Origin of the sequence: Roseibium sp., assembly GCF_965276855.1 — a bacterium.
Classification (GTDB): Bacteria; Pseudomonadota; Alphaproteobacteria; order Rhizobiales; family Stappiaceae; genus Roseibium.
In genome coordinates this window covers 1388035-1413079 of the sequence record NZ_OZ255700.1, presented here as the reverse complement: position 1 = coordinate 1413079, position 25045 = coordinate 1388035, and the positions used below count along the sequence as shown (strand labels likewise).

17 protein-coding genes and 1 tRNA gene are annotated in these 25045 nt (G+C 56.6%); 7 read left to right on the top strand and 11 right to left on the bottom strand.

Features of this window, described 5'->3' with window-relative positions:
• Positions 1–75: 75 nt before the first annotated feature.
• Together crtD and ACQY4Z_RS06430 are read left to right on the top strand one after the other, a co-directional pair.
• Positions 76–1671: a 1-hydroxycarotenoid 3,4-desaturase CrtD gene (crtD, locus tag ACQY4Z_RS06435; protein WP_428527705.1), complete on the top strand. Its 1596-nt coding sequence runs from the start codon at positions 76–78 to the stop codon at positions 1669–1671.
• 68 nt (positions 1672–1739) lie between these two features.
• On the top strand, positions 1740–2525 hold the full coding sequence (locus ACQY4Z_RS06430) for a carotenoid 1,2-hydratase (protein ID WP_428527703.1): 786 nt from the start codon (positions 1740–1742) through the stop codon (positions 2523–2525).
• 15 nt (positions 2526–2540) lie between these two features.
• Here ACQY4Z_RS06430 and ACQY4Z_RS06425 read toward each other — a convergent pair whose 3' ends face one another.
• The 3 genes from ACQY4Z_RS06425 to ACQY4Z_RS06415 all read right to left on the bottom strand — a co-directional run bounded on the left by ACQY4Z_RS06425 (position 2541) and on the right by ACQY4Z_RS06415 (position 6239).
• Positions 2541–3725: a phytoene/squalene synthase family protein gene (locus ACQY4Z_RS06425; protein ID WP_428527701.1), complete on the bottom strand. Its 1185-nt coding sequence runs from the start codon at positions 3723–3725 to the stop codon at positions 2541–2543.
• Complete coding sequence (gene crtI / locus ACQY4Z_RS06420; protein WP_428527699.1) at positions 3722–5287, bottom strand: phytoene desaturase family protein; 1566 nt, start codon at positions 5285–5287, stop codon at positions 3722–3724. Before crtI ends, ACQY4Z_RS06425 begins: the two co-directional genes overlap by 4 nt.
• Positions 5288–5459: 172 nt before the next feature.
• Entirely contained in the window at positions 5460–6239 is a 780-nt protein-coding gene (locus ACQY4Z_RS06415) for a hypothetical protein (RefSeq protein WP_306149463.1), read from the bottom strand.
• 46 nt (positions 6240–6285) lie between these two features.
• On the opposite strand from ACQY4Z_RS06415, the gene ACQY4Z_RS06410 reads away from it, so the two are divergent.
• On the top strand, positions 6286–7674 hold the full coding sequence (locus ACQY4Z_RS06410; RefSeq protein WP_428527696.1) for a cytochrome P450: 1389 nt from the start codon (positions 6286–6288) through the stop codon (positions 7672–7674).
• Here ACQY4Z_RS06410 and ACQY4Z_RS06405 read toward each other — a convergent pair.
• From ACQY4Z_RS06405 to ACQY4Z_RS06385, 5 genes are all read right to left on the bottom strand, one after another.
• Complete coding sequence (locus tag ACQY4Z_RS06405; RefSeq protein WP_428527694.1) at positions 7655–8905, bottom strand: ATP-grasp domain-containing protein; 1251 nt, start codon at positions 8903–8905, stop codon at positions 7655–7657. The genes ACQY4Z_RS06410 and ACQY4Z_RS06405 overlap by 20 nt on opposite strands.
• A gap of 33 nt (positions 8906–8938) precedes the next feature.
• A complete protein-coding gene (gene bchO, locus ACQY4Z_RS06400) occupies positions 8939–9859 on the bottom strand; it encodes an alpha/beta fold hydrolase BchO (RefSeq protein ID WP_428527692.1) in 921 nt (306 codons plus the stop codon).
• The gene (locus ACQY4Z_RS06395; RefSeq protein ID WP_428527690.1) at positions 9859–11733 is read right to left on the bottom strand and encodes a VWA domain-containing protein; all 1875 of its coding nucleotides are present in this window, start codon (positions 11731–11733) and stop codon (positions 9859–9861) included. Before ACQY4Z_RS06395 ends, bchO begins: the two co-directional genes overlap by 1 nt.
• Positions 11726–12781, bottom strand: coding sequence for a magnesium chelatase ATPase subunit I (gene bchI / locus ACQY4Z_RS06390; protein ID WP_428527688.1), 1056 nt, complete (start codon positions 12779–12781; stop codon positions 11726–11728). The genes ACQY4Z_RS06395 and bchI overlap by 8 nt, the downstream gene beginning before the upstream one ends.
• A 924-nt stretch (positions 12782–13705) precedes the next feature.
• A tRNA-Gly gene (locus ACQY4Z_RS06385) sits at positions 13706–13779 on the bottom strand.
• A gap of 588 nt (positions 13780–14367) precedes the next feature.
• On the opposite strand from ACQY4Z_RS06385, the gene ACQY4Z_RS06380 reads away from it, so the two are divergent.
• From ACQY4Z_RS06380 to ACQY4Z_RS06365, 4 genes are all read left to right on the top strand, one after another.
• The gene (locus tag ACQY4Z_RS06380) at positions 14368–17535 is read left to right on the top strand and encodes a galactose oxidase-like domain-containing protein (protein WP_428527686.1); all 3168 of its coding nucleotides are present in this window, start codon (positions 14368–14370) and stop codon (positions 17533–17535) included.
• Positions 17536–17651: 116 nt separating this feature from the next.
• On the top strand, positions 17652–19061 hold the full coding sequence (locus ACQY4Z_RS06375) for a pilus assembly protein TadG-related protein (RefSeq protein WP_428527684.1): 1410 nt from the start codon (positions 17652–17654) through the stop codon (positions 19059–19061).
• Between the two features lie 303 nt (positions 19062–19364).
• Positions 19365–20780, top strand: a complete 1416-nt coding sequence (locus ACQY4Z_RS06370; protein ID WP_428527682.1) for a pilus assembly protein TadG-related protein — start codon at positions 19365–19367, stop codon at positions 20778–20780.
• 345 nt (positions 20781–21125) lie between these two features.
• Positions 21126–21920 (top strand): ion transporter, encoded by a 795-nt coding sequence (locus tag ACQY4Z_RS06365; RefSeq protein ID WP_428527680.1) that lies wholly within the window; start codon positions 21126–21128, stop codon positions 21918–21920.
• Here the strand turns inward: ACQY4Z_RS06365 and ACQY4Z_RS06360 are convergent.
• From ACQY4Z_RS06360 to ACQY4Z_RS06350, 3 genes are all read right to left on the bottom strand, one after another.
• On the bottom strand, positions 21886–23154 hold the full coding sequence (locus tag ACQY4Z_RS06360; protein WP_428529733.1) for a glycoside hydrolase family 3 N-terminal domain-containing protein: 1269 nt from the start codon (positions 23152–23154) through the stop codon (positions 21886–21888). The genes ACQY4Z_RS06365 and ACQY4Z_RS06360 overlap by 35 nt on opposite strands.
• Before the next feature lie 146 nt (positions 23155–23300).
• Positions 23301–23867, bottom strand: coding sequence for an IMPACT family protein (locus tag ACQY4Z_RS06355; protein ID WP_428527678.1), 567 nt, complete (start codon positions 23865–23867; stop codon positions 23301–23303).
• Positions 23868–23874: 7 nt separating this feature from the next.
• Positions 23875–25011: a 2'-deoxycytidine 5'-triphosphate deaminase gene (locus ACQY4Z_RS06350; RefSeq protein ID WP_428527676.1), complete on the bottom strand. Its 1137-nt coding sequence runs from the start codon at positions 25009–25011 to the stop codon at positions 23875–23877.
• Between the last annotated feature and the right edge of the window lie 34 nt (positions 25012–25045).

Sequence of the window (25045 nt, the reverse complement as noted above, 5' to 3'; positions counted from 1 at the left end):
GTCCACAAAAATTGACGGTATAGTGTCAACTAAGAGTGACACATTAAGGGCGAATGTCAACTTGAAGGAACACGAATGGCCTCAGCCATAACCGAGCAGAGAGTGGTCGTTGTTGGCGCCGGCATGGGCGGTTTGGCTGCTGCGCTGCGCTTATCCGCTGCAGGCCGTCAGGTCACTGTTCTGGAAGCGGCCGCTGCGCCGGGCGGTAAAATGCGCCACGTTGCTGCAGGTGGCCGGACCTTCGATGCCGGTCCGACTGTTCTGACGATGAAATGGGCTTTTGACAGTTTGCTTGAGGCTTGCGGGACAACGCTGGACCGGGAAATCCCAATGGAAACGGCGGGTGTGATTGCCCGGCATTACTGGGACGGCGGCTCTTGCCTCGACCTCCATGCCGATGTTGCAGACAGCGTCCGGGCCATTAGGGATTTTGCGGGACAGCGCGACGCCGACGGATATCAGGCCTTCGCGCGGGACAGCCGCCGGGTCTTTGAACTGCTGAAAGACACGTTTATCGATGCGACACGCCCCAATCCGATCACCTTGTCCCGCCGGGTAGGTCTTTCAAAACCCGGTGCACTTTTTGCACTCAAGCCCTTTTCATCCCTTTGGTCTGTCCTCGGGGACTATTTTTCCGATGAACGGCTGCGGCAGCTGTTCGGACGGTACGCAACCTACTGCGGATCGTCACCCTATCTGGCGCCGGCAACGTTGATGCTCGTTGCGCATGTGGAACAGGAAGGTGTCTGGATCCCGGAAGGCGGCATGCACGCTGTTGCTCGCAAGTTCGCTGATCTTGCAGTGGGCCTCGGCGCCGAGTTCCGGTACGGCGCGAAGGTCGCCGAAATTGTCTCCAGTCCAGATGGCCGGTCCGTCTCAGGTGTTAAGCTGGAGAGCGATGAGTTTGTCCCGGCCGGTCAGGTTGTCTTCAACGGAGACGCCGCAGCGTTGCCCGGAATTTTGGGCCGCAGCAACACGAAAAGGCGGGCAGGGGCGAAGACCGCGCGATCCCAATCTGCACTTGTCGTTTGCGGCCTTGCAGAGCCCGACGGCGTGCCATTGGCCCATCACACCGTCTTCTTTTCCGAAAACTACAGGGCCGAATTCGACGCAGTTTTTGACCGCGGCGAAGCGCCCAAGGACCCGACGGTTTACGTGTGTGCCCAGGACCGGACTGCCGACGGGAACCGCAAAGGGAGCGCAACCTCGGATCCGGTTGAACGGATTTATTGTCTGACGAACCTGCCGCCGGATGGCGATCGGCATGACTACACCGAACAAGAGTTGAACCAATGTCTGACAGCGATGGACCGCCGTATGGCGGCGAATGGATTGGTGCTTCGGCGGGACCGGACGGCTCAAGTGGTCACGGCGCCGGACACGTTCGAGCAGCTGTTTCCAGCAACGGGGGGCGGGCTTTACGGTCAGCCATCCCACGGTTGGATGGCATCGTTTCAACGGCAGGGCGCGCGGAGCCCTCTGAAGGGACTTTATCTCGCAGGGGGCAGCGTGCATCCGGGCCCGGGCGTACCGATGGCGCTTCTGTCGGGCAAGATCGCGGCGGAAACTCTTCTCACAGACCATCCTTCGACCGGCAGGTCCCACCCGGTGGCTATTGCTGGTGGTATATCGACGCGACCAGCGACTGCGGGCGCTACGCCCTCACGGTAATTGCGTTTATCGGGTCTGTCTTCTCGCCCTATTACCATTGGTCCGGGCGGGGAAAACCACAAAACCACGTGGCCCTGAATGTTGCGCTCTACGGCAAGGACCGGAACAGCTGGTCCATGACGGAGCGGGGTGAGAACGACCTCGTCCGGACACAAAACAGCATGCAAATCGGCGGCAGTTCGATTGTTTACGTCGACGGTGGGCTTGAGATCGTGTTCGACGAAACTGCCCTGCCGTGGCCAGGGCATCGGCTCATGCCATCGCGTATGTCCGGCCGGATCCGCCTTGAGCCGCAAATCCAGAACAACCGCGTCTTCGATCTGGATCCGGAGGGCCATCACATCTGGTGGCCGGTGTTTCCGCGGGCACGTGTGACTGTTGAAAGCAACCATTTGCACGATGGCGGCTGGCAGGGAGAGGCCTACCACGATTTCAATTTTGGCGACCGTGTTCTGGAAGAGGATTTCGAGCACTGGGACTGGGCTCGCGGGCCGTCAGGCGATCAGGCGACGACAATCTTGTATGATGCGGTTTTGAGAAGCGGATCCCGCCGAACCCTTGGTCTTGTGTTTTCTAAAGAGGCGGAAGAACGTCATTTTGCGCCGCCAGACCGCCAAATGCTGCCTGTTGGTTCCTGGGGCGTGAAGGGCGGCATCGCGTGCGATCCCGGTGACGCACCGCGCTTGTCCATGAAGCTGGAGGACGCTCCCTTTTACCGCCGTTCCCTTGTTGAGACGATGGTCAACGGCGACCAGCTTGCGATGGTGCATGAGACTCTCGACTGCAATCGATTGGCAAATCCCGTTGTCAGGATGATGCTGCCGTTCCGGATGCCCCGCAGAACCAGTCGATAGAGCCGCAGTGCCCCGCTAGAAACGGTTCTGAGGCCGTCTTTGCATGGCCAGCTTCTGGGATCTGTGGTGCGCACGGCTTTCTGCTTGCAGCTTGATCATCACACCGAGGACCCACTCCATGTTGCTGTCATCAGCATCACTTGCGTGTGCAGCTTTCTGCAGTCTGGCATGTGTTTCGAACGCGTTTGCACAAGCAGAAACCAGGTGCGCGGCAGACGGGTCAGCCGGACGTTGCATATCGAAATGTGCCGTATTGGACTGTTCCAATTGGGTCCGCCGGGCCTTTAGCAGAAGACTGAGCTTTTTGATCTTCCGGGTGTGAGCGCGGCGTGTGACGCTGTCATAATTGTTGACTGCGATTTCAGTCCCGATTTCCTGATAAACCAGAGCCGCCGTCCGGATCGCATGGCGGCAGTTTTCCGGCAGTGCGCCAATCCCGGCATGGCCCAGTTCATAGTGATGGGCAGCTTCTGCCAACAGCCGCACAACGACTTCACGGAGCTCCGGCGAAAACTTCGGAGAGGCGAGAAAAGCCTCCGGATCAAGGCCAGCGTCGCGCATCCAATCTTCCGGAAGATACAAGCGTCCATTCCGGGCGTCTTCTCCGACATCTCGGGCAATGTTCGTCAATTGCATCGCAATCCCGAGATCGGCAGCCCTTGCAAGGGCGTCCTCGTCGCCAGTCCGCATGACAAGCGACATCATCAGGCCGACCGTTGCAGCAACACAGGTGGCGTAATCCTTGACTTCCGCGATGGTCTTGTAACGCCGGTCACCAAGATCCATGGCGAACCCGTCAAGCAAGGCATCCGGAACGCATTTCGGTATTCCATACCCCTGAACAGTTCTGGCAAACGCACGGTCACAGGCGTAGGGCGCGGGCGTTCCGCGATAGACAAGATCAAGGCGGTCTTTCAGCTGATCAAGGGCTGTTCGATCAGCACGTGGATCATCGATCAGATCGTCGGAGTGCCGGCAAAAGGCATACAACGACAGGGCTGCCTTTCGGGTTTCCGCAGGTAATATCAGGGAGGCGAGGTGAAACGATTTTGATCCTTTTCGGATCGCTGCGGCGCATTCCCTCAGATCCGCCTGATGACTTGCAGAAACGGATGCCTGTGCTGCTCTGGCCCTTTGTCTGCTGGTGCTGGTCGCGAACGGCACGAAACTCTCCAGATTATCGGGTGTAATGTCGCTCATACAGATGCCTCCGTCCCGGCATGCGCCGCCGTTAGGTTTGACGGATCCGGGGCAAGTTCAGCAACGATCTTGGCAGAACAAACAACTCCTGGAAGACCAGCGCCTGGATGTGTTCCGGCACCGCACAGGAAGAGGTTGTCCAGTTCCTCGCTTTTGTTGTGCGGCCGGAACCAGGCACTTTGGAAAAGGTTCGGTTGAAGCGAGAAGGCGGCGCCCTGCCAGGACAGAAGCCGGTCCCGGAAATCAAGCGGCGTCGAGATACGGGAGCTCACAATGTGCTTGGAAAGATCCGGAAGCAGCGTTGCCTCAAGTTCTGCGGCAATCTTGGCCCGGTACTGCTCAGCGACAGTTTCCCAATCCGCATCGCCTTTCAGATTTGGAACAGGGCTCAACACATAATAGGCGTCGCATCCGTCCGGCGCGACGGATGGATCGTTTGCAGAAGGGCGGTGCAGGTAAAGGCTGAAATCCTCTGCAAGCAAATTGTTCTTGAAAATGTCCTTCAGCAGCCCTTTGTAGCGGGGACCGAACAGCATGGTGTGGTGTCCGACATCGTCATACCGGCGATCGGTCCCGAAGTACCAGACGAACAAGCCCATTGAGTAGTCCTGCCGGCCAAGCTTCCCGTCGGACCAACGCCGGCGCGGTAGGTCCTTCAAAAGCCTTGAATAGGTCGTTGCCGGGTCGGAATTGGAAACGACAATGTCCGCTGGCACGGTTTCCCCAGAGGACAGGCGCACCCCTGTCGCGTGCCGTCCGGATGTCAGGATCGTATCGACCGTCTCCCCATACCGGATCTGTCCTCCGTTCCTGGTGACGAGACTTGCAATCCCGCGCGCCAGGGCATTGGTGCCGCCCATGGCGTAATGCACCCCATGTTTGCTCTCCAGGTGAGCAATGAGACAATAGAAGGAAGTGGTGGTGAACGGGTTCCCGCCGATAAGCAGCGGATGGAAGGAAAACACAGACCGCAGACGGTCATTCTTGAAGTGCTTGGACACCACATTATAGACGGACCGATAGCCGCCAAGCCGGATCAACTTTGCAAATGTGCTCAGTGTAAAGGGCAGGCTGTGAAACGGCTTGTCGGCGAGTTCTAGGAAAGCGTATTCGTAAATCTCCTTGCTTTCCGCCATGAAGGAGCGGTAGCCCTTGACATCATCCGGCTCAATCTTTGCGATTTCCGCTTCCATCGCGTCTTTATCGGCCGAGTATGTAAAGAATGTGCCGTCCGTGAACCGGATCTTGTAGAAGGGAATGTTCGGGCGGATGTCAACATCATCTGACAGTTTCCCGCCGCAGGCTTCCCAGAGCTGCTCGAACAGCCAAGGGGCGGTGATGATGGTTGGGCCGGCATCAAGAGTAAAACCGTCCTGCTCAAAGGCATAAGCCCGGCCACCCGGTTTATCGAGCGGATCGAAGATTGTAACCCTGTACCCCTTCGCACCAAGCAGAGCACCAGCCGCCAAACCGCCTATTCCTGCGCCAATAACGGCCGCATGCGGTCGTGTAGACCCGATTGGTTGCGGCTTTGGAAACCCAAATCCCTGGACAACATTCACGCCAGAACTCCCGTTCCTGCAACCCTCTCACCTGAAGGTCCGCTTTGGCTCTCCCTCCGGATCTCCGGGTGGTGAGCGTGTGTCTTGGCCACAGCTGATATGAAGGCTAGACCTTCACATGTGTCAAATTTAGTTTACACTTTTCTCCGCAAGAGAGAAGGGCCCTGGCGGATTATTCCGCTGCGTCGAGGTCCATGGACCGTCTTTGACGCGGTCTGGCTGTTCGTTGAGTGAAGCGCTGGGTAACTTTGTGCCGATGGTAGAAGATGAGAGCGAGACCCGTAACGAGTGGAATGGCCCAGAGCCCGGGTGCCAGGGCCAGTTCCGGCATCAGCCGGACGGCGCCGAAAGCGAAAAACGCGGTGTAGACCGAGATGCCGGTGCCAACGATTGCTTTGATATGTTCCAGCAGCCACTCGATCGGAGACGGGTCGGACTTCACAAGAAACCAGACATTCGTCGCGACGGTCGCAAATCCGACCATGGAAATCCCGATCATCATCGGCTGGGAAATCAAGACCCCTTGAATGGCGCAATTGGCGGATGCAGCAAGCAGGGCCGCCTGAAGACCCCAGTTGAGCGCAGTCTGGTTCTTCCGCTGATCCCGCTTGTTGACCGCACAGCGCCAGCCGTACCAGGTGAGGTTTACGGTCAAGAGCCCGAGATAAAACATCATCCAGCCAAATATGCCCTGCACCAGAACGGGATCGGAGAACTCCGGGTGATCAACGAGATGCGGATGCGTCGGCATGGGGTAAAGGAGGGTCAAGGTTGCCATCATCATGGCCACCGTGCCGGTGATCAGCATCAGGACCGAAAAGATCTTGCCCCACCACTTGTGACGCTCGCCGCCCTTTTGGGCCAAGACCGGGATCCAGAAGCCGATCAGTCCCGGCGCGCCGGTCGTGATGTGTATGGCGATCAATACGACAAAAAGATCATGTTCGGTCATGGGCTTGGCTCTTTGATCGAGGCATACGAAATGCGGAAGAAGGGACATGTTGATGGCAGCTGTTGAGACATACATTCCGCCGCGTCCGTCGCGGCTGCCACCGGTTCTGGCGCTGCTGCGCACCGTCTGGCACGGCGATGGAGATCTTCTCAGCCTGTTGCCGGGGGCAGCGTTTTCCATGGCTGCTGGAGAACTGGGCTACTCGCGCCGGTCCATCAAACTCTTCAACGACCCGGAGCTTGTCCGGCAGATCCTGCTCGACCCGGAAGGAATCTTTCCGAAAAGCGATCTGATGGTCGGTGCACTGGAGCCGCTCATTGGTGATTCCATCTTTGTCTCCGATGGAGCGAAATGGCGCCGCCAACGGGTCATGATCGATCCGGCGTTTTCCAAAATGCGTCTGACCCATGCCTTTGGCGCAATGGTCGGGGCGGTCGATGACTATGTCGCCCGTTTGAAGGAGAGCGCAGCCCGCGATGAGGTTCTGTCGCTTGACAGGATCATGAGTGAGCTCACAGCCGATATTATATGCAGAACGGTGTTTTCGACCTCGCTCGACACCGGGATTTCTCGGGATGTCTTTGACGACTTTGCCGTTTTTGAACGCGGTGTGGCACAGGTGAAAATCTGGCGATTGATCACCGATCCGGCCTGGGCCGATGTTCCGCAAAGCGAAGAGGTTCTGGCAGCTTGTAAGCGGATCCGGCACCACCTTGGGAGCTTGATCGATACGCATATGGGCCCGGATGCCGGGAAATATGATGATATTGCCAGCGCGGTTATTGCCGCGCGCGATAGCGAAACCGGCGAGCCGTTCACGCGCGATGAACTCATCGATCAGCTGGGGGTCTTTTTTCTTGCAGGTCATGAAACGACAGCGAGTGCCCTGACCTGGGCGTTTTATCTCTTGGCGATGTGTCCGGATGTCTTGCGCCGGCTGCGGGCGGAAGTCGACGAGACCACGGACGGTGATGCTCTCACCTTTGAGGCGACGCGTGCGCTGGGCTATACGCGTGCCGTCTTTCGTGAAACCTTGCGGCTTTACCCGCCAATCACGTTCTTGCCGCGGGTTGCGATGCAGGGCACCAGAATCGGCAAGTACAAAGTGCGCAAGGGCGCGCTTTTGATGATCTCGCCCTGGACCTTGCAGCGTCATGGAGAGTACTGGCCTGATCCGGACCGTTTCGACCCGGATCGCTTCCTGCCCCCGAGGGAGCAAGAGGTCGTGCAAGGGGCCTACATTCCCTTTGGAGCAGGACCACACACCTGTGTCGGGGCAGGGTTTGCGGCCGTTGAAAGCGCGCTCATTCTTGCCCGCCTGACACGTGAGTTCGATTTTCTGCCTGAGAACGCGGATGCCGTGCGACCGGTCGCGCGCCTCACGACGCGCCCTGCGGAGCAAATCTATGTGCGGCTCAAGTCTCATGGGCGTTGACCGGATTGGCGGTGCTGGCCGCCTGTTGCATGCTGACCGGCTGGGGAGCGCGGGCTTCTCCCACCGCGACGTCCTTGGTCATCCCGGCAGGCCAGGCAATGTCGAACGTTGCAGCTTCACCAAAGGTTTTCCTGCCAAACAGAACCTGTTTCAGCACGGGCCAGGACGAGAACGTCATCATCGGAAACGGTAAGGGATCGGAGCCCGACCAAAGCACATCCCGCGATGTGACCATGGCACCGGCGCGGCGTGCCATCTGTTTTGGCTCCAGAACACTGCCGTAGACTTGCAACAGCGTTGTGTGGCCTTCCTGAAAACGCTTCTTCGCCTTCAACCGAACCGGCGGTGCGTTGTCCGGATCGGACACCGCAGCGGCCAGATCCTCATGCTCCATAAAATGAATGCCGCTTGTCAGCCGCGGATTGCATTCCAGTGGCCAGGGCGTTCCATCCTGGTCGACTATAAAGTCGAACGCCAAAAAGTAAGAGTAGCGGTTTGCGGCAACGAAATCGGCGACCCATTGCGCCACTTGCGGCGCATCTTCGACACGTTGAAAACAAACCGCAACCGTGCCTGAGAAGACAAGGCCTTCATAGGTCACATGTGCCAGGATCTTGCCGTCCTGGCACAGGGTCAAGGTGCTGAGTTCGCGGCCAAAAACCCGCTTTTGAACGATGGCATCAGGATCGCTCAAAAGTTCTTCCGGAAGAGTGTCCGGTGTCAGCATTTGCATCTTCTGCCCGGAGCATCCGATGCGAGGTTTGAACACACACGGTGTGGTCCGCACCAGTCTGGCAGCCTCAGGATCGGTGGCAAGATGGGTCTCGGGGGCAGGCAAGCCTGCGGATTTCGCCAAGCGATTGAAGTGGTATTTGTCGTTGAGGTCCCACAGCACGCCATGCGGATTGGTGAAGAGCCGGGTTCTTTCCGGCAGCCGCGGCGCCAGCAGGCTGACATGAAGGGCTTCTTCGGAAACTGGAACGACCAGATCGACGTTTTCTGCCTTTATGATCGTAAGCAGGGCATCGAGATACCCGGATTGCTGCGTCGCAGGCGGTGGTGTCTGATAACATTTGTCGACCGCATTTGACGGTCGGCTCAAGTGCCACGCAAACGGATCAGCCACCAGAACCCGGCAGCCCGCACCTTTCAGGGCCCGGGCGAGTTCCAGCGACTTTGGAAGCCGCCCAAGTGTGAGCAACACGGTTTTTTGTTTCGTCTCCGTTGCCACCTCTCCATTCCCTGGTTGTCTACTAATCCTTGCTCATGCAGCATCTGCGCCGTTGGTCTTGGCGGTCTGCAGGGCCTCAGCCATCCAGCTTGCGACGCCCTCCGGATGGCATTCATGCACCAGATGGCCTCCGGTCGGCGTGAGCTGCAGATGTCCGTTTGGGGCGAGCGCTGCCGCTTTTTTCGAGCTGGACGGCGGCACCATCGGGTCGTCTTCAGCCGCATAAAGATGAAGCGGTACGTTCAATCGCTGCAGCATGGCGTTCAGATGCGACAGATCCCAGGAAGCCATCATTCCAAGAGCCCCGCGAACATGGCCGGAAGATCCAAGGAGGCGTTGGTAAATCGCATCACCCAGCGGATCGATCCGGGACCCGGTTGCGGTCAGTAGGTTGTTGCCAAGCGGCGTCGACTTTGCGAGCAAAGAAAACATGGACGCCGACAAGGGATTGGCGAACAACGCCTTGGCCATCGGCGAGAGGATCCGGTTGCCGCGGATCGGCTTCAAGGCTCCGTTGACGCTGAAAATTTGCGGCGTTGGGTCCTGCGTGTGTTTCGCATGACGCGTTGCGTTGACCAGCGATATCCCAATAACCGACCCGGCCGAATGCCCTAAGAAAAATTGCGGTTTCAAGTCTAGATGGTGCAACAATCCACGAATGGCAGTCGTCATGCCTTCAAGTGAGAGGTCCGGGCTTTCCGTCGGCCGGGTGAAGCCATGGCACGGCAAATCCACGACGATCAGCCGATAGTCGTTTTCTAGAAAGGGAATGAGATTACGCCACGAGAAAGAGGCTGCCCCGGTACCATGGATCAAAAGAAACGCCGGTGCCGCATCTTGACCTAACAACTGGACATGCCACCGGTAACCGCTTGCCTCTACAAACTGGCTGGCCTCTCTGTAAGGCCAGTCTTGCCCGTCCCGGTCCCAGTTGAGCCAATCACGATCCGCCATTAGCTGTGCGCCTCCTCAAGCGAAGCGTTGACGAGATCGGACATGGCACGAGAATCGGCATGCCGCATAATATGCAAATCTGCGCCCATGGTGCTGGCTAGAGTGGAAACGGATTCCCGCGGACGGCGGGCGATGTCGATACAAATTGCCCGGATCTCATGCACCCGGCACTGTTCAGCAAGGCCATGCACTTGTTCAGCTGCCCGGGTTCGGTCTGGCGTGCCATCCAGCGCAATGTTGCCCCGTCCGTCCGTCATGAGGACCAGTACCGGTGTGCTTCCTTGCCGCCGGACACTGAGCGCGAGCTCAAGTCCTCGTTCCAGACCGGCTGCCAGCGGGGTCGGACCTCCGCCTGGAAGACCGGCAAGTTTTCGCTTTGCCATGACCAGCGAGCGTGTCGGTGACAAAAGAGTTTCTGCCTGGGTGCCACGAAACGCAATCATCGCCACTTCATCTCGGCGCACATAACACCTGGAAAGCAACTGCTCGATGGCGCCTTTGGTTTCGCCAAGACGCTCCAAAGCCGTTGAGCCGGAGGCATCAACGACGAATATCGCAGTCGATGGCGTCTCGTGACGCAGGCGCTGATAACGGTAATCGTCGCGCGTGATCAACGTGCGCGGTTTGCGGCGCGGCGAAGCGGCGATCGAGCGTTCTAGTTTTGCTGCCAGAAAGTCCCGGTTGCGGGTCCGGATGAGTTGCCAGGGAGCTGCCGCACGCAAGGTCGCAAGAATGTTGGGACGGGCATCCGGACGGGGCGGCATGCGGGAGGTTGAAACCGGCCGGCCGCGGCGGGCGTCTTTGCGAACTGCACCGGACTTTCCGGACCGGGCACGGGGCGAGGATTTGGTTGTGTCGGCCAAAAACTCGGGAAGACCGTCGATTGTGCCGGCTTCGACAGCCGCCAAAAGTTCTGAAAGCGCGGAAAGGTCCTGCTCAGCAGTTGCGGGCGTGTCCTGATCCTGGTTTTCCCCGTCCAGTTTGGGCCCTTCATCCCGTTGGTCAGATTGACCATTGTCTTTAGGCTGTGCCTGGTTTTCTTCGACCGGATCGTTTGGTTGCGCGGCGAGGGACAGCCCAAGGCACAAGCGGACTGCGGTGAGGGCATCTGCCTCTGAAACAGTGCTTCGCTTCTCCAGCGCTGCAAGCGTTTGGCAGAGCCTTGAGAGGTGTTTCAAAGTGCGCAGCGAAGAAACGCCCGCGGCAAACGCCAGACGGGACAGAAGGCCGATCAGTTCGTCACTGATGATCACGTCGGCAGCAGTGACTGTAAGGGTACGCTCCGCGCCGGGTGAATGTGATGCGACCTCGCTCCAAGGGATTGCATTCAGGTCAATCATGAGCCCGAGCCGGTCTCCAAGCGCTTTGGGGAGATGTTCTTCGGGGTCTGCCCCTTCATCAACCGCGATCACCAGAAAGTCTGCGGTGTCCTCGGCAGCACTGCAGGCTGGGCGGCCGGCCCTTGGGCAGGCGCGGCGATCCATTGTCTCGCCGATCAGGGCCGCAACAGGGGCTTCCACACGTTCCGCCATCGGGATGAGAAGGACACCCTGATCAGCCTTTGCGAGAAGCCCGGGCTGGGTGATGACACGCCCGGCGAGGGCGGTTGCGGGAATGTCGACGCTGCCGGTCAGGCCTTGCAGGGAAACGGATGAGGGAACGCGGACCCAGGGTTTGTCCTGGCCCAGCAGCGCAGCAAGGTGATCGAGATATGCATCACGAACGCCTCCCGCGCGGGCCTTCAACCAAAGTCCGCCCAGTCTGGCACCGCCTGCTTTCAGGGCTTGTGCTGCAAGAAGGGCATCCTGCCACGTATTCGGGGCAAGTTCTGGTCTTGCGGCGTCAAAAGCCTGCATGGACCGGACATCATCCATGCGCTGCCTCTGTTGCGGCGGCGGCCTCGGCGCTCACGGCAGCGACGGCGCGTTCAATCCGCGGAGCGCTTCCGGAATCATCAAGCGGATCCCGCCGCAACCGGTGGCACAGAACCATTGGCGAAATGTCAGAAACATCCGCCCAGGTCACCGCCAGACGTCCGGCCAGCGCTGCGCTCGCCCGGCAGGCACGCATGAGGGTCAGCTCGCCGCGCATCCCGTCAATGCCAAGGCTCATGCAGAGTTGAGACATCCTTGAGAGGACATCATCCGGAATATCGACCTGCCGCAGGATCTTTCGGGCCTTGACCACTTTGTTCCGGATGGCGGCATCCTTGCGGGACCACTTCGCCACAAATGCAGCCGGGTCGGCTTCAAACGCATCGCGGCGGCGGATGACTTCGATGCGCTGTTGGAGATCGTTGATTGTGCGGATCTCGACACTGAGACCGAACCGGTCAAGCAGCTGTGGGCGCAAATCGCCTTCTTCCGGATTGCCGCTTCCGACCAGCGCGAAGCGGGCGGCGTGGCGAATGCTGAGGCCTTCCCGCTCGACCACATTGACGCCGGACGCTGCAGCATCAAGAAGAAGATCAACCAGATGATCTTCGAGAAGATTGACTTCATCAATGTAAAGGAAGCCCTGGTTGGCTGCTGCCAAAAGCCCCGGTTCAAAGTCCTTTTCACCGGCAACCAGCGCCTTTTCCAGATCCAGAGCGCCGCAAATCCGGTCTTCTGTCGCGCCGAGCGGCAAATCGATCATGGGGGTGCGGATCTGCACTTTTTTGGGCGGCTTCTTGCCATCAGCGGGAGTGCAAACCGGGCAGGCGGCCTGCGGGTGGTCCGGTGAACAATTGAACCGGCAGCCTGCGCGGGTGTCAATTTTGGGCAACAGTTCAGCGAGTGCGCGGACGGCTGTCGATTTGCCGGTGCCGCGATCACCAAAAATCAGGACACCACCCAAAAGTGGCTCCACGGCTGCCATCAGCAGGGCCTTTTTCATGTCCTCTTGGGCGACAATGGCTGAGAAGGGAAAGGGTGCTGACATCGGTATCCACCATATATGAGTGTCAATATAAGTTGACACATTTTGTTGGTGGAGAGAAGAGGCGGAGCGTTTTTTTGTTGGCTGTGGTGTGGGGTGCGCGCAGGTCGCTACTCTTCAGAAAGAAACCATTGCGGCACTATTTGTTTTCGCAAAGCGCCTTATCAGGCGCGACAAATCACGCATGCTTCTTTTTGACAGAAACGCATGTGGAGATCGCGGCAACAAAAAGAATATTCAGCCATGCACTTGTTAACGTATACACGAATACGCCTCTGAAATAATTGCCGGCATAAACCTTTGTGAGCCCGCGCCCTACGCGCGCTTCATCTGTTAATGTAAACACGGATATGTAGATACAAAGGAAATACAATAAGATGTATGTGAATAAATAAACCTTCTTTTTTCGTGTTTTGATTACGATTTGATACTGGGAATAGATAGACAGCACAGTAATCAAACCTAATACGATTATGATTGCGTTTTTGAAGTGGACGGCAGCGGCAAGGTTATAGAACCAAATACTTGAATTATCCACGATCAAAGACTTTCCGATGCTTATCAGAGGAGTAGTCAAGTATTGTGGAAATTCTATGTTCGGAAATGCCGCGAAAGTAGCAAAAATAGCGACAGATAAAACGATCGATACGGCCATCAAGAAAAAGCAGAAAACGGTGACGGCGATGCTCGGGTCGCTAAATCTATAGGAATAATTTCTAACAATATTCATATCTTAAATTATTGACCTAGCCTTGATTTTGTCTGGCTGGAGGTGTCTGCATTCGAACGTATCTGGGTTCAAGTGTTGGCAAGTTTAATACGGTGTACTTCGAGAATTTTGCATCAGATTTGAAAAGTACCGATCGACCCGACGGCGGATTGGCGCAAAGTCGGTTAGCGCTGGCCGGCTATGCATTCTTGAAGAGCTGGAGCGGGTGAAGGGAATCGAACCCTCGTCTTAAGCTTGGGAAGCTTCTGCTCTACCATTGAGCTACACCCGCTGATGCAGTCCTTAGTGCGCTCACTCCGGCAAGCTGTCAAGCGCCTGAATTGTTTTATCCCGTCCGCCGCCATCGTGCCGACTGCGATAACGATCGGCCGAAAAAGGGCATTCCGCCCACGGCATCTGCGTTTTGGCTGTCCGCCCGGTAAAGCATGGGGGTGTGAGGTGTATACCGCTTTCCAGCCCCCGGTTCAGAACCTGGGCTAGGACTGCCTGCTGACAGGTCACAAACAATTGGACCCGGACGGTCCACCGGGCCGCATCGGTTGCCATGCCGAAGATTTCGGGGACGGTGTCTGGTCAAGGTCCGAACTGCAATCGGCTGGATACGTTTGAAGACTTGATAAGTTGGTTAAGAAAACCAAACTCACGTTAGGGTGGTTTATTTTTTTCCTTGAATGTATTAATGAAATTATCATCTTATTTTGTAGGTTTTACGATCATGTATTAAGTGGATGACAATTTTGTATTGTAAAAAAATACGATAAAAGTCAGTCGCTATTAACGTTAATGTTTACAATTGGTTGCAAGATTTACGTTCCGCACGTACTCCCGGCGTCAAGAGCAAATGAGTACGGGTTTGATAATGACCAAAGCGACTGGTGCATGGGGCGACTTGCAAGCATGGCCTATCATTGGAATCCATTCAGTCGTCATGGACGACGGGCGTGTTTTGACTTTCGGGACAGACGCCAATGGCATGCAGGGCGGGCAGTTTATCTATGACATCTATGACCCGGTGACCGGGACCCACCAGACACTGGCAAACACGGTCGGGACCGACATCTTCTGTTCCGCAGCAATGATCATTCCCGGCACAGACAAGGTGCTGATTGCAGGCGGGGATGCCCGTCCGGACGGCCGCCCGAACACCGGCGTCAACGACGTCAACATACTCGACATGAAAACGGGCGAGTTGTATGCGGCTCCGGATGGCGACATGGTGAACCAGCGCTGGTATCCGACAATGGTCAGCCTCGAAGATGGCCGCATGGTCATGCTGGGGGGCTCCGATGGCGCAGGGCGCCATCAAGACACTGCAGAGGTCTATACCCCCGGTGTGGGCTGGAAAGCGCTGACAGGGGCAGTCGATGCCGATCTGGGGCGCGCCGGTCACTACCCCCGGGCGTTTTTGGATACAGACGGAAACGTAGTTTATTTTTCGACAGGCAGGGGTGCCGATGCTGATATCGAGGTCATGAGCCTCAACATCGATGCAAACGGCGGAACCGGGTCGATCACAGAGATTGGAAAACTGCCGTTCAACGCGACATGGGAAAACCCCGCCGTTCAATTCGACGTAGGGAAAATCCTGATACAGGACAGTGGGTCTGGCCTTTGGGTCATGGATATCTCCGGCAATGGCGTCCAGTTCGAAAAAGTCGCTGACATGGGCTCGGAACGCAATTGGTCGAACATGACTGTCCTGCCGGATGGGACAGTGCTCATCAATGGTGGCTCAGCCGTTGGCAACACGGAAGCGGCGGCAAACAAAACTGCGGCAATCTGGGATCCAGAGACAAATCAAGTCACTGAAATGGCAGCCGAGAATGCCCCTCGTCTCTATCACTCGACTGCAGTACTTCTGAATGACGGGTCTGTCCTTTCTGCGGGTGGTGGCGCGGCTGGCTTTGCGGAAAACAACTACCTTGATGCGCAGACCTATATGCCAACCTATCTGTATGACCAAAACGGTCAGCTGGCTCAGCGTCCGGTGATTGAAGCAGCTCCATCCGAAATCCGTTCCGGCCAGACATTCATTGTCAACATGGACAGCACAGACGACATTGCCCGTGTTACGTTTGTCAAAAACGGAGCCGCCACGCACGCGTTCAACATGGGGACCGCCTTCGTTGAAGCGCAATTCTCGACCGGCTTCGGCAACGGGAACTTGACTGTGACGGCGCCAACCACTGCTGAGGGCCTCTCCTCCGGTGACTGGATGATGTTTGTTTGGGACAAAAACGGCGTCCCGTCTATTGCGCCGAATGTCTCAGTCGTGCCGTCCAACTTGCCGATTGATCCGGGGGCAGAGCCGCAAAACCTGTTGGTGAATGGCTCGTTTGAAGTTCCGAACCCGACTGATACGACAACGTGGGTCACCAGTCTGGACGGCTGGCAGACGGACGGAAAATGGTTCGAGATCCATGGTGACAAGAACATTGATGCCAATGCCAGTCATGGCCAGACGGCGCTTGGGCTGGATGGCAGCTCGAAGCCGGTTTATCAGCAGGTCCAAACCGAAACCGGACAGACTTATGATCTGAGCTTCACGTATGAGACGGAAGCCTTGGCGTCAAATATATGGAACATTGGTCTTCAAGTGCTCTGGAATGACGAGGTCGTTGCGACGATCAAGCCGGGTGACGGCGAAATGCGCGCATATGACTTCAAGGTTGTTGGCACAGGCGGTGTTGACAAGCTGACGTTCCAGGCGACCCCCGGCACCAATGCCCTCTTGGGCGGGCTCCTCGACAACGTAGTCCTGAAATCAGATGGAACGGATCCAATACCAATGCCTGACCCGGATCCTGTTGATCCTGCCCCGGTTGATCCTGATCCGATAGACCCGGATCCTGTTGATCCGGCTCCGGTTGATCCCGATCCGGTAAACCCGAATCCTGCCGATCCAGACCCAAACGGAACAAATCTGCTTACCAATGGCAGTTTCGAGAACCCCAACCTTGGCCTGGCCAAGTGGGGTGTGACTGATCAGATGGAAGGCTGGACGTCTGAGAACAACCAGTTCGAAGTCTGGAATGATGGTTTTGAAGGTATTGCCGCCAAGGACGGTGTTCAGCAGGTTGAAATCGATTCCGAGCGTGGCGCGATTTATCAATCCATCCAGCTGGAAGAGAACCAGATCTACGAACTCAGTTTTCATTATGAGCTAAGGGACCATTACAACTACCGAGGTGGTATTGAAGTCCACTGGAATGATCAGCTTGTCGACACCATCGAACCGGGCAACGGTGAAGCTGGCATCTACACCTATGAAGTGGTGGGCACAGGCGGTAACGATACCGTTAAGTTCAAGGCAACCGATACCAGCCATTCCACAGTTGCAGGTATTCTCGACAAGGTGGAACTGACGGACACCGGAAAGGCCGTCGCAGCGCCTGTCGACCCGGCTCCGGTTGATCCAGACCCGGTGAGCCCAGACCCGGTTGACCCGGACCCTGTTGATCCAGACCCTGTTGATCCCGATCCAGTTGATCCGGCCCCGGTAGATCCGGATCCTGTCGATCCAGACCCTGTTGATCCCGATCCGGTAGACCCGGCACCAGTGGAAAACCTCGTTTACAACAAGCCAAATGAGGTCCAACACCTCAAAGGGTCGGATGGTCAGATCGACGTGTTTGTTGTCGGCGGCAACTCCAACGATTTCAATTGGGGTGATACTCAGGACGGCAAGGGAACTGTCATTTGGCAGGGGGCAGACTTCGATGTCATGCACGGTTTCGACGTGCTTCGATTTGATGACTTGGATGTGTCCATAACGAAGGGAGATGCACCAGCCCCTGACCCAGACAAGGGCGGCATTACGGTCAACGACATCAAGGGCCAGACACAACACCTTCAAGGCACAGACGATGTCGATACGTTTGTGGTTGATGCCGTCTCGACCGACTACGGCTGGGGCGTTGCCCAAGATGGCGAAGGCGCAGTTGTGTGGTCAGGGGCCGATTTCGACGTCCTGCATGATTTCGAGCAGATTCAGTTCGATGACATGTCAGTCACGCTCGACCACTAAAGGTCGATGCAACAATAAATTGCAATGTTACCCGCCTTATACATTTAAGGCGGGTATTTTGTTAACTTATTCCTATTATCGATAATTAAAAACACGCATAAATACGACTGATATTAATGACAGTAATCCGATTGCTGGTCCAAGATCGCCAAGGGTCCATTCTGCCCATTTTTGGACTGCTCGTTATTTTCCTTGTGGTTATCGGCGGGGCAGCCATTGATGTCAGCCGGGCCGTCAACGCCCGGGAAAAGCTTGCCTATGCCATAGACGCTTCTGCGCTCTCACTGGCCGTTGAGCTGGCTGGCCGCGAGATGAATGACGCGGATGTGAAACTCCATCTTGAAAACAGCTTTGAAGCCAATCTCAAAGACAGTGAATGGAAAACCCGGGCGATTGAGAACATTGCCTGGACGATCAACCAAGCCGAGGGCTGGGTTGAGGTGCGTTCGTCATCACGGCTTGAGGACTACTTTCTGGGTCGGCTCATGGGGTACGGCATGGACGCCATTGGACCAGAAAAACTCAATTTCGGAACCACGGGCCGGGCGGCGTATGGCGAGCAGGACATGGAAATCGCTCTTGCTCTCGACATCTCCGGATCTATGGATCGACAGGACATGGCCGAGCTTAAAAAAGCCGCGACCCGGCTTGTCAGTGAGCTGATACCAGAAGGCACGCCAGATCACTCCACCAAGGTCCGGATTGGCATTGCGCCATGGACCGACAGCATCAACGCTGAGAAGATTCCGGCGATACTGGACAGCAATGATGCGGATTATAGCTATTGGCCTAGCCGATGCATCTCCGGACGGCATACAGACCACCAGTTCGAACCATACCTGAGGTACGGTGATGGCCGGTCTTACTACATGCGCGGCGCCGAAGCAGTCCATTGGGTGGACTATGATCCGAACGACTGGAGAGAGAACGACCCGACCAACCTCGGGTGTCCGTGGTCCTCGCCGGTTACGCCAATCACGTCAGACCGGGACGATCTGCTAAAGCTGATCAAGGGGTTGCGCTCCGGTGGCGGTACATCTGTTCACCTTGGTATCGACATGGCATGGCGTCTCCTGTCTCCGGAGTGGGCGGAAGCATTCCCGGCGCGCAGCCGTCCAAGACAATACGGCGGGTCGGTCAAGATCGCTCTCCTGATGACGGACGGTGACAGCAACACGGCCTATTCCATGCGCTCCAGAAACAGCAAATGCACATGGCCAAACTACGAGCCCTGCAGGCTCGATACGAGGGAGCCTGAGTGGTATTGGACATACCACGGGTCGTTTAGCTACGACAGCCCGACGTATGCGCGTGCGCGCCGGTACTGTGACATTCTTCGGCAGAAAGACGTAATTGTCTGGACGGTTTTCTTCGATAACCGCGTGTGGTCAGACGCGCCTGAGAAGCTGATGGCGTACTGCGCAGCGAACGGCGGCGAGTATATCAAAGTTGACGACGCCGCCCGTATGACGCAGGCCTTTACCGGCATCGCCAAGAAAATCCAGAACGTTTATCTGGCACGTTGACGAGCAGTTCTTTTTAAGACGCTGAAGCAACGGAACTGAAAGAGCCTCGCAACCTTCAGCGTCGCTGCGGGGATCATATAAGCGACGACTATGAAAAACGGTTGTCTGGTCTGGGTCTGACCTCAAGGTATTGCATGATGCCGATCAGATTCAGTCCAATTAGGTAGCCGCATAATCGGCGGCTCATAGTCTTTTCAATAATAAATTGCATTGTAAAAAAATTCAATTTTTGCGCTAGGAGGTTTATTAATAATTTCCAATTATCGATAATTTCGGAAGTCTGTATAAATACGGTTGTAAATAATGTCACTTCTCCGATTGCTGTCTAAGGATCGGCAAGGCTCCGTTCTTCCGCTTTTTGGCCTGCTCGTCATTCTTCTTGTGGTTATCGGTGGCGCGGCCATCGATGTCAGCCGGGCAATCAACGCTCGTGAGAAACTGTCCTACGCCATCGACGCAGCGGCTCTTTCAGTTGCAACAGAGCTGTCCATACGCGAGATGTCAGACAGCCAGGTCCGGACACATCTCGAAAACAGCTTCAAGGCAAATCTTAAACAGTCAGAATGGCGTCAAGCGGCCATCGACAACATCAGTTTTGACATCAATACGGACAACGGGACGATTTCAATGTCCTCGTGGTCCAGCCTGCCCAACTACTTTGTTGACCTCGGTGGTTACGGTCAGAAGGCGTTCGGTCCGGAGGTGTTCCAGTTTGGAAACAGCGCCCAGACAACTTATAGCCGGTTCAATGTCGAGATCGCGGTCGCACTTGACGTAACCAATTCGATCTCCAGTGTGCCGGGCGGTCTACAGAGTGTAAAAAGCGCGGCACAGGACCTCATTGATATCCTAATCTCCGACCAAGCCACTCCCAGCACTGCGAAGGCCAAGATCGCGCTCATTCCATACAGCTGGGGGGTTAATGCGGGATCTTACACGTCTCAGCTGGCAGAAGGCAGGATTGACGGTTCCAGGTGCATTACCGACCGGGAAACGCTGAGCCGGTACAAGGAAGGGCCGTACTGGAATAACTTTGGCAATACAGGTTTTAATCAGGGCGCTGAGCGCTTCTATTACATCTCCTATGATCGCTGGTACGGCGCGCAGACAAACTGTCCCTACACTCCGGTTCAGCCACTGACTGCTGACAAGAGTGATCTTGATGGCACAATTCGAAATCTGTCCCTGATCGGTGGCACCGGCGGGCAAGCTGGTGTTGCATGGAGCTGGTACACGCTCTCACCCGAATGGGCGTCTATCTGGCCGCGTGAAAGCCAACCTCTGCCGTATGACAACAGTTCACGGCCAAAAAATCGCAAAATCGCAATCCTGATGACTGACGGCGAGTTTAACACTTGGTGGGATTGGGAACGCACAGAACGAAGGCGGTGTTGGTACAGCAGCAGTGAAAACAAGATCGTCTGCAGCGGTCAGGACAAATGGGAATGGACACAGCGCGGATATTACACTCTTCCAAGCTATCAGGAGCCTTCTGTACAGCGGTCTCTGGAGCTGTGCAGACTAATGAAAGGAAAAGGAATTCAGATCTACTCTGTGTTCTTTGAAACGGGTATGGGAAAAACACCGTTCGGGACCCGGATGCTGCAGGAATGCTCGTCCGGAGGTGATTTCTATTATGAAGCCGGGAACCGGGAAGAGCTGAAACAAGCCTTCCAGAACATCGCGAAGAAAATTCAGCAGATTTATCTGTCTCAGTAAATATGAGAGGTACAAGGCAAGACAGCTTTGACCGGCCTTTCTGAAAGCATCACGAGACCGTTCGAGCTGTTTGAAAGGACCGCAGGATAACTTGGCAGGGAAAGAAGCATAATCGTCCCCATGCCAGCGGAGGCTATTCACCCGCACGTTTGGTTCTGTTGACCACGGCTTTACAACCATCAAACCCGATCCAGCGTAGACAACCTTGAGGGTTCATTTTCCAGCGAACTGTCAAGCGCTTGAATTGTGTTTTCCCGTCCGCTGCCATCTTGCCAAGACCGGCCCGAACCTCCATGTTCCGCGCGGCGCAGCGCCGTTGGAATATTTCAGGCTCCGGAACAGACTATGCGGGAAAAAATCAAAGCCCTGGTTACCTCACGCACGTGGGAATACTGGATCATTGCGATCATCGTCGTGAATGCGATCACGCTCGGGCTGGAAACCAGCCCGTTTGTCATGGACCGGTTCGGGTCGGTTTTGATTGCAATCGATCAGACGATCCTCGGCATATTCGTGATCGAAATCGCGCTGCGTCTGTTTGCGCATGGCTTCCGCTTTTTCAAAGATCCCTGGAGCCTCTTTGATTTCTTCATTGTCGCAATCGCGCTGCTGCCATCCAGCGGAACTCTGTCCGTGCTGCGCTCGCTCCGGATCTTGCGTGTCCTGCGCCTGATTTCCGTTGTTCCGTCTCTGCGGCGGGTGATTGGCGGGTTGATTGCCGCCTTACCGGGCATGGGGTCCATCGTCGTCCTGATGGCGCTGGTATTCTATGTGTTCGGGGTAATGGCGACCAAACTCTTCGGCGCATCGTTTCCCGAATGGTTCGGTGATCTTGGCGCATCGCTCTATACGCTTTTCCAGATCATGACGCTGGAAAGCTGGTCCATGGGGATCGTCCGGCCGGTCATGGAAGTCTATCCGCTCTCCTGGATCTTCTTCGTGCCGTTCATCCTGTGTACGGCTTTCACGGTTTTGAACCTCTTCATCGGTATCATCGTGTCCGCCATGCAGGAGGAGCATGAAGCGGAAGCCGACGCCAACCGTCAGGCGATCCATGATGAAACGGGCCTCATTTTGGAAGAAGTGAAAGCCTTGCGGGCCGAGCTTAAGGAGCTGCGGGAGCAGACGTCAAAATCGTAGTTGCTGCGGCGTAGGAGTGTGGTGTGTTCTTCGGTCCAGGGCCCAGTCTTGCAGACTGCGGATCTGGCAAAACGCCCACCCGAAACCGGCGCAGGCGATGTTTTAGGGCGGCAACCCGGGCGGTGGACTGATCAATCTGTGTTTCACTGATCCGGCCATCCGAAACGGCGGCCACAATGGCGGCGTTGACCCGGTCACCGAGTTCCGGGTCGCTCCGGTCAAAACTGGAAAAGAGCACAATGTCATTTCCGGCGGCGATCGCTTGCACCGCTGCGTCTTCGATCGAAAACCGATCAGAGACTGCATCCATCTCCAGATCGTCCGTGATGATGATAACATCCTCACCGGCGAGGGTTCTGGCCTCCGCAATCCCCTTTTTCGAAAGAGAGGCTGGAGTTTCTGGCGTGTCGGAAAAGCGCGGGTGAACCAGATGGCCCATCATCACCATGTCCACCCGGTCCTGCCGGTGGAGTGCGCGATAAGGCTCCAGTTCATGCGCGTGCCAGGACTGGCTGATCACCGGCAAACTGGTGTGGCTGTCCGTCGTTGAAGATCCGTGTCCTGGAAAGTGCTTCAGCGCTGTTGCTATTCCAGCGGCCTGATGGGCGGCAATAAACCCCGCAGCACAATTGGTAACGGTGGCAGGGTCAGCGGAAAAACTCCGCTTTTTCTTGCCAATAATCGGATTGTCCGGGTTGATGTCCACATCGACGACGGGCCCGAAATTGACGTTGATATTGTAGGCGCCAAGCTGGGCCGCTCTGCGGGCATAATAGGCGCGGACCTTGCGCGGCGTGCAATTGTCTGTGGCGGCCGGAAGATCCTTCGCCGTGCTCCAGGTCACGGGATCGCCCAGAGGGGGCAGGCGCTGAACCAGGCCGCCCTCTTGATCAACGGCGATCAACACCGAAGACCCGGAACCTTGATCGGCAAGGTGGCGGGTCAAGGTGGTCAACTGGTCGGGTGTTTGAATGTTGCGGCCAAGCAGCATCACGCCGCCGACGCGGCCACTTGCGAGTTGGCCGCTGACGGCCATGACACCTGGATCCGTCGGGCGGGTGCCGTTAAAACCAACCATGATGAGCTGGCCGACTTTCCGCTCCAATGCGCTGGCTTCAGGCCCGCCGGAAATGAGCCGGTTGGGTCCGGCTTGAAAGAGGATTATCCAAAGCGCAGCAAAGAGAAAAGGGACGGATAGCAGCGTGGCAGCTAAGGCAAGGGATCGTTTCGTCACTGAAAACAAGCCTTTTACTCCACGCCGCAAAATGGATGCCGATCCTCGGTTCTTGCCAAGGTAGCGCGGCCGACGTGAGAAAGCGATCTTATCGATCTTCGGGCGATGAACATCGTGGCAGCAGACTGCGGCTTGGGCTTGGAGTTCTAACCGTCCGTGCTGCCGTCAAGGGCATCCAGGAGATCCTCCGGCCCTTCCACTATCAGAACGACACCTGTTTCGGTGTAGTCGCGTGAGACCACGTCCAGACCGAGGCCAGTGATTTTCCGTTCCAACTCGGAACTCGATGCAAAGTCTGCGCTGAACCTTTTCCGGGAGAGTTTCTGGAACGGCACCAAATCGGCATTTGCAATCGCGTCTTGGGCAGCGCCTGAATAGGCGCGGGCAAGGCCTCCGCCGCCCAGCTTTGTTCCACCGAAATACCTTACGATCAGCACCGCACAATTGATCAGGTCTGCGCCCTGCAGAACGCGCAAGGTCGGCATGCCGGACGTGCCGGCTGGTTCGCCATCGTCCTTTCCGCTCTCTTCTACCCGGTCATCCTCCAAAAGCCGCCGGTGCGCGGTTACGATATGATTGGCCTTGCGGTGTTCCTTGCGCAGTTCTTCCAGACGGGTGTCGAACTGCTCAATGGGCACCAAAAAGGCCAGGAACCGGGACTTCCGGTCTTCCAGAAAGCCTTCGTATTCGCGGGTGATGGTTTTCAAGGACATTCAGTGTTCAGGCAGATGCCTTGAAATGCTTGGAGAGCTTCAAGGCCTGGCCCTGATAGTTGGACCCGATGCCCTCGCCATAAAGTGTCGCCGGCCGTTCGGCCATGTGTTCATAGACAAGGCGGCCGATGGTCTGCCCGTGTTCCACGATAAAGGGCACGTCGTGCGACCGGACTTCCAGAACCGCGCGTGAGCCAATACCGCCGGCACCGGCATGGCCGAAGCCGGGATCGAAGAAACCAGCATAATGCACCCGAAACTCCCCGACCAGTGGATCGAAGGGCACCATCTCGGCGGCATAGTCTGGCGGGACGTGAACGGCTTCCTGGCTGACAAGTATGTAGAAAGCGTCCGGATCAAGGATCAATTCAGCATTCTGCCGGCGGTAGATCGGTTCCCAGAAATCAAGCGGGTCTTGAGCGCCGACCAGATCAACGTCAATCAGCCCGGAGTGATGTTTGGCACGGTAACCGATCAGGCTGCCGGGGCCTTCGCCTTCCAGATCAATGGACAGCTGGACACCGCCGCCGATCCGCTCATTGCCGCCGCTCATCAGGGTTTCTGATTTGTGGATGCCTTCAAGATCAGCATCTCGGATGAGCGATTGCCCCCGCCGGAACCGGATCTGGCTGAGGCGGGAACCCGACCGGACCAGGATCGGGAACGTGAGCGGCGAAATTTCCGCATAAAGCGGTCCGGTGTACCCAGCTGGAATGGTGTCGAACGCCTGTCCGTTGTCGGTGATCACGCGGGTGAAAACATCAAGACGCCCGGTGGAGCTTTTTGGGTTGGCGGTTGCGGAAATGTCGGGCCGCAGCGCCAGGCTTTCCTGCAATGGAACGATGTAGACGCACCCCGTTTCCAAAACAGCGCCGTCCTGGAGATCGATGGTATGCAGTTTCAACTGCTCCAAGCGGTCGGCCACTTTGATGTCCGGACCTGGCAGAAAACTTGCGCGCACCCGGTAAGCAACTGTTCCAAGGCGTAGATCGAGGCTCGCAGGCTGAATTTGACCTTTGACCGGCGGCTGTGCGGCGGAAATTTCCTGCGCTGCGAACATGGCCTGAATGACGCGTTCGGGCAAAATCCCGTTCGCTCCGATCAATGCGCTGCCTGTGGTGCTTTGGTTCGCTGATACGTTCATCAATTCATCCTGCAATCGTCGTCTAACGTCCTTA

Bases quoted from the DNA above. Each gene is read 5' to 3' on its own strand.
- ACQY4Z_RS06380 (WP_428527686.1), top strand. From the start codon at position 14,368: ATGACCAAAGCGACTGGTGCATGGGGCGACTTGCAAGCATGGCCTATC.
- ACQY4Z_RS06395 (WP_428527690.1), bottom strand. From the start codon at position 11,733: ATGGATGATGTCCGGTCCATGCAGGCTTTTGACGCCGCAAGACCAGAA.
- ACQY4Z_RS06375 (WP_428527684.1), top strand. From the start codon at position 17,652: ATGACAGTAATCCGATTGCTGGTCCAAGATCGCCAAGGGTCCATTCTG.
- ACQY4Z_RS06350 (WP_428527676.1), bottom strand. From the start codon at position 25,011: ATGAACGTATCAGCGAACCAAAGCACCACAGGCAGCGCATTGATCGGA.
- crtD (WP_428527705.1), top strand. From the start codon at position 76: ATGGCCTCAGCCATAACCGAGCAGAGAGTGGTCGTTGTTGGCGCCGGC.
- bchO (WP_428527692.1), bottom strand. From the start codon at position 9,859: ATGGCGGATCGTGATTGGCTCAACTGGGACCGGGACGGGCAAGACTGG.
- bchI (WP_428527688.1), bottom strand. From the start codon at position 12,781: ATGTCAGCACCCTTTCCCTTCTCAGCCATTGTCGCCCAAGAGGACATG.
- ACQY4Z_RS06355 (WP_428527678.1), bottom strand. From the start codon at position 23,867: ATGTCCTTGAAAACCATCACCCGCGAATACGAAGGCTTTCTGGAAGAC.
- ACQY4Z_RS06415 (WP_306149463.1), bottom strand. From the start codon at position 6,239: ATGACCGAACATGATCTTTTTGTCGTATTGATCGCCATACACATCACG.
- ACQY4Z_RS06410 (WP_428527696.1), top strand. From the start codon at position 6,286: ATGTTGATGGCAGCTGTTGAGACATACATTCCGCCGCGTCCGTCGCGG.
- ACQY4Z_RS06370 (WP_428527682.1), top strand. From the start codon at position 19,365: ATGTCACTTCTCCGATTGCTGTCTAAGGATCGGCAAGGCTCCGTTCTT.
- ACQY4Z_RS06425 (WP_428527701.1), bottom strand. From the start codon at position 3,725: ATGAGCGACATTACACCCGATAATCTGGAGAGTTTCGTGCCGTTCGCG.
- ACQY4Z_RS06365 (WP_428527680.1), top strand. From the start codon at position 21,126: ATGCGGGAAAAAATCAAAGCCCTGGTTACCTCACGCACGTGGGAATAC.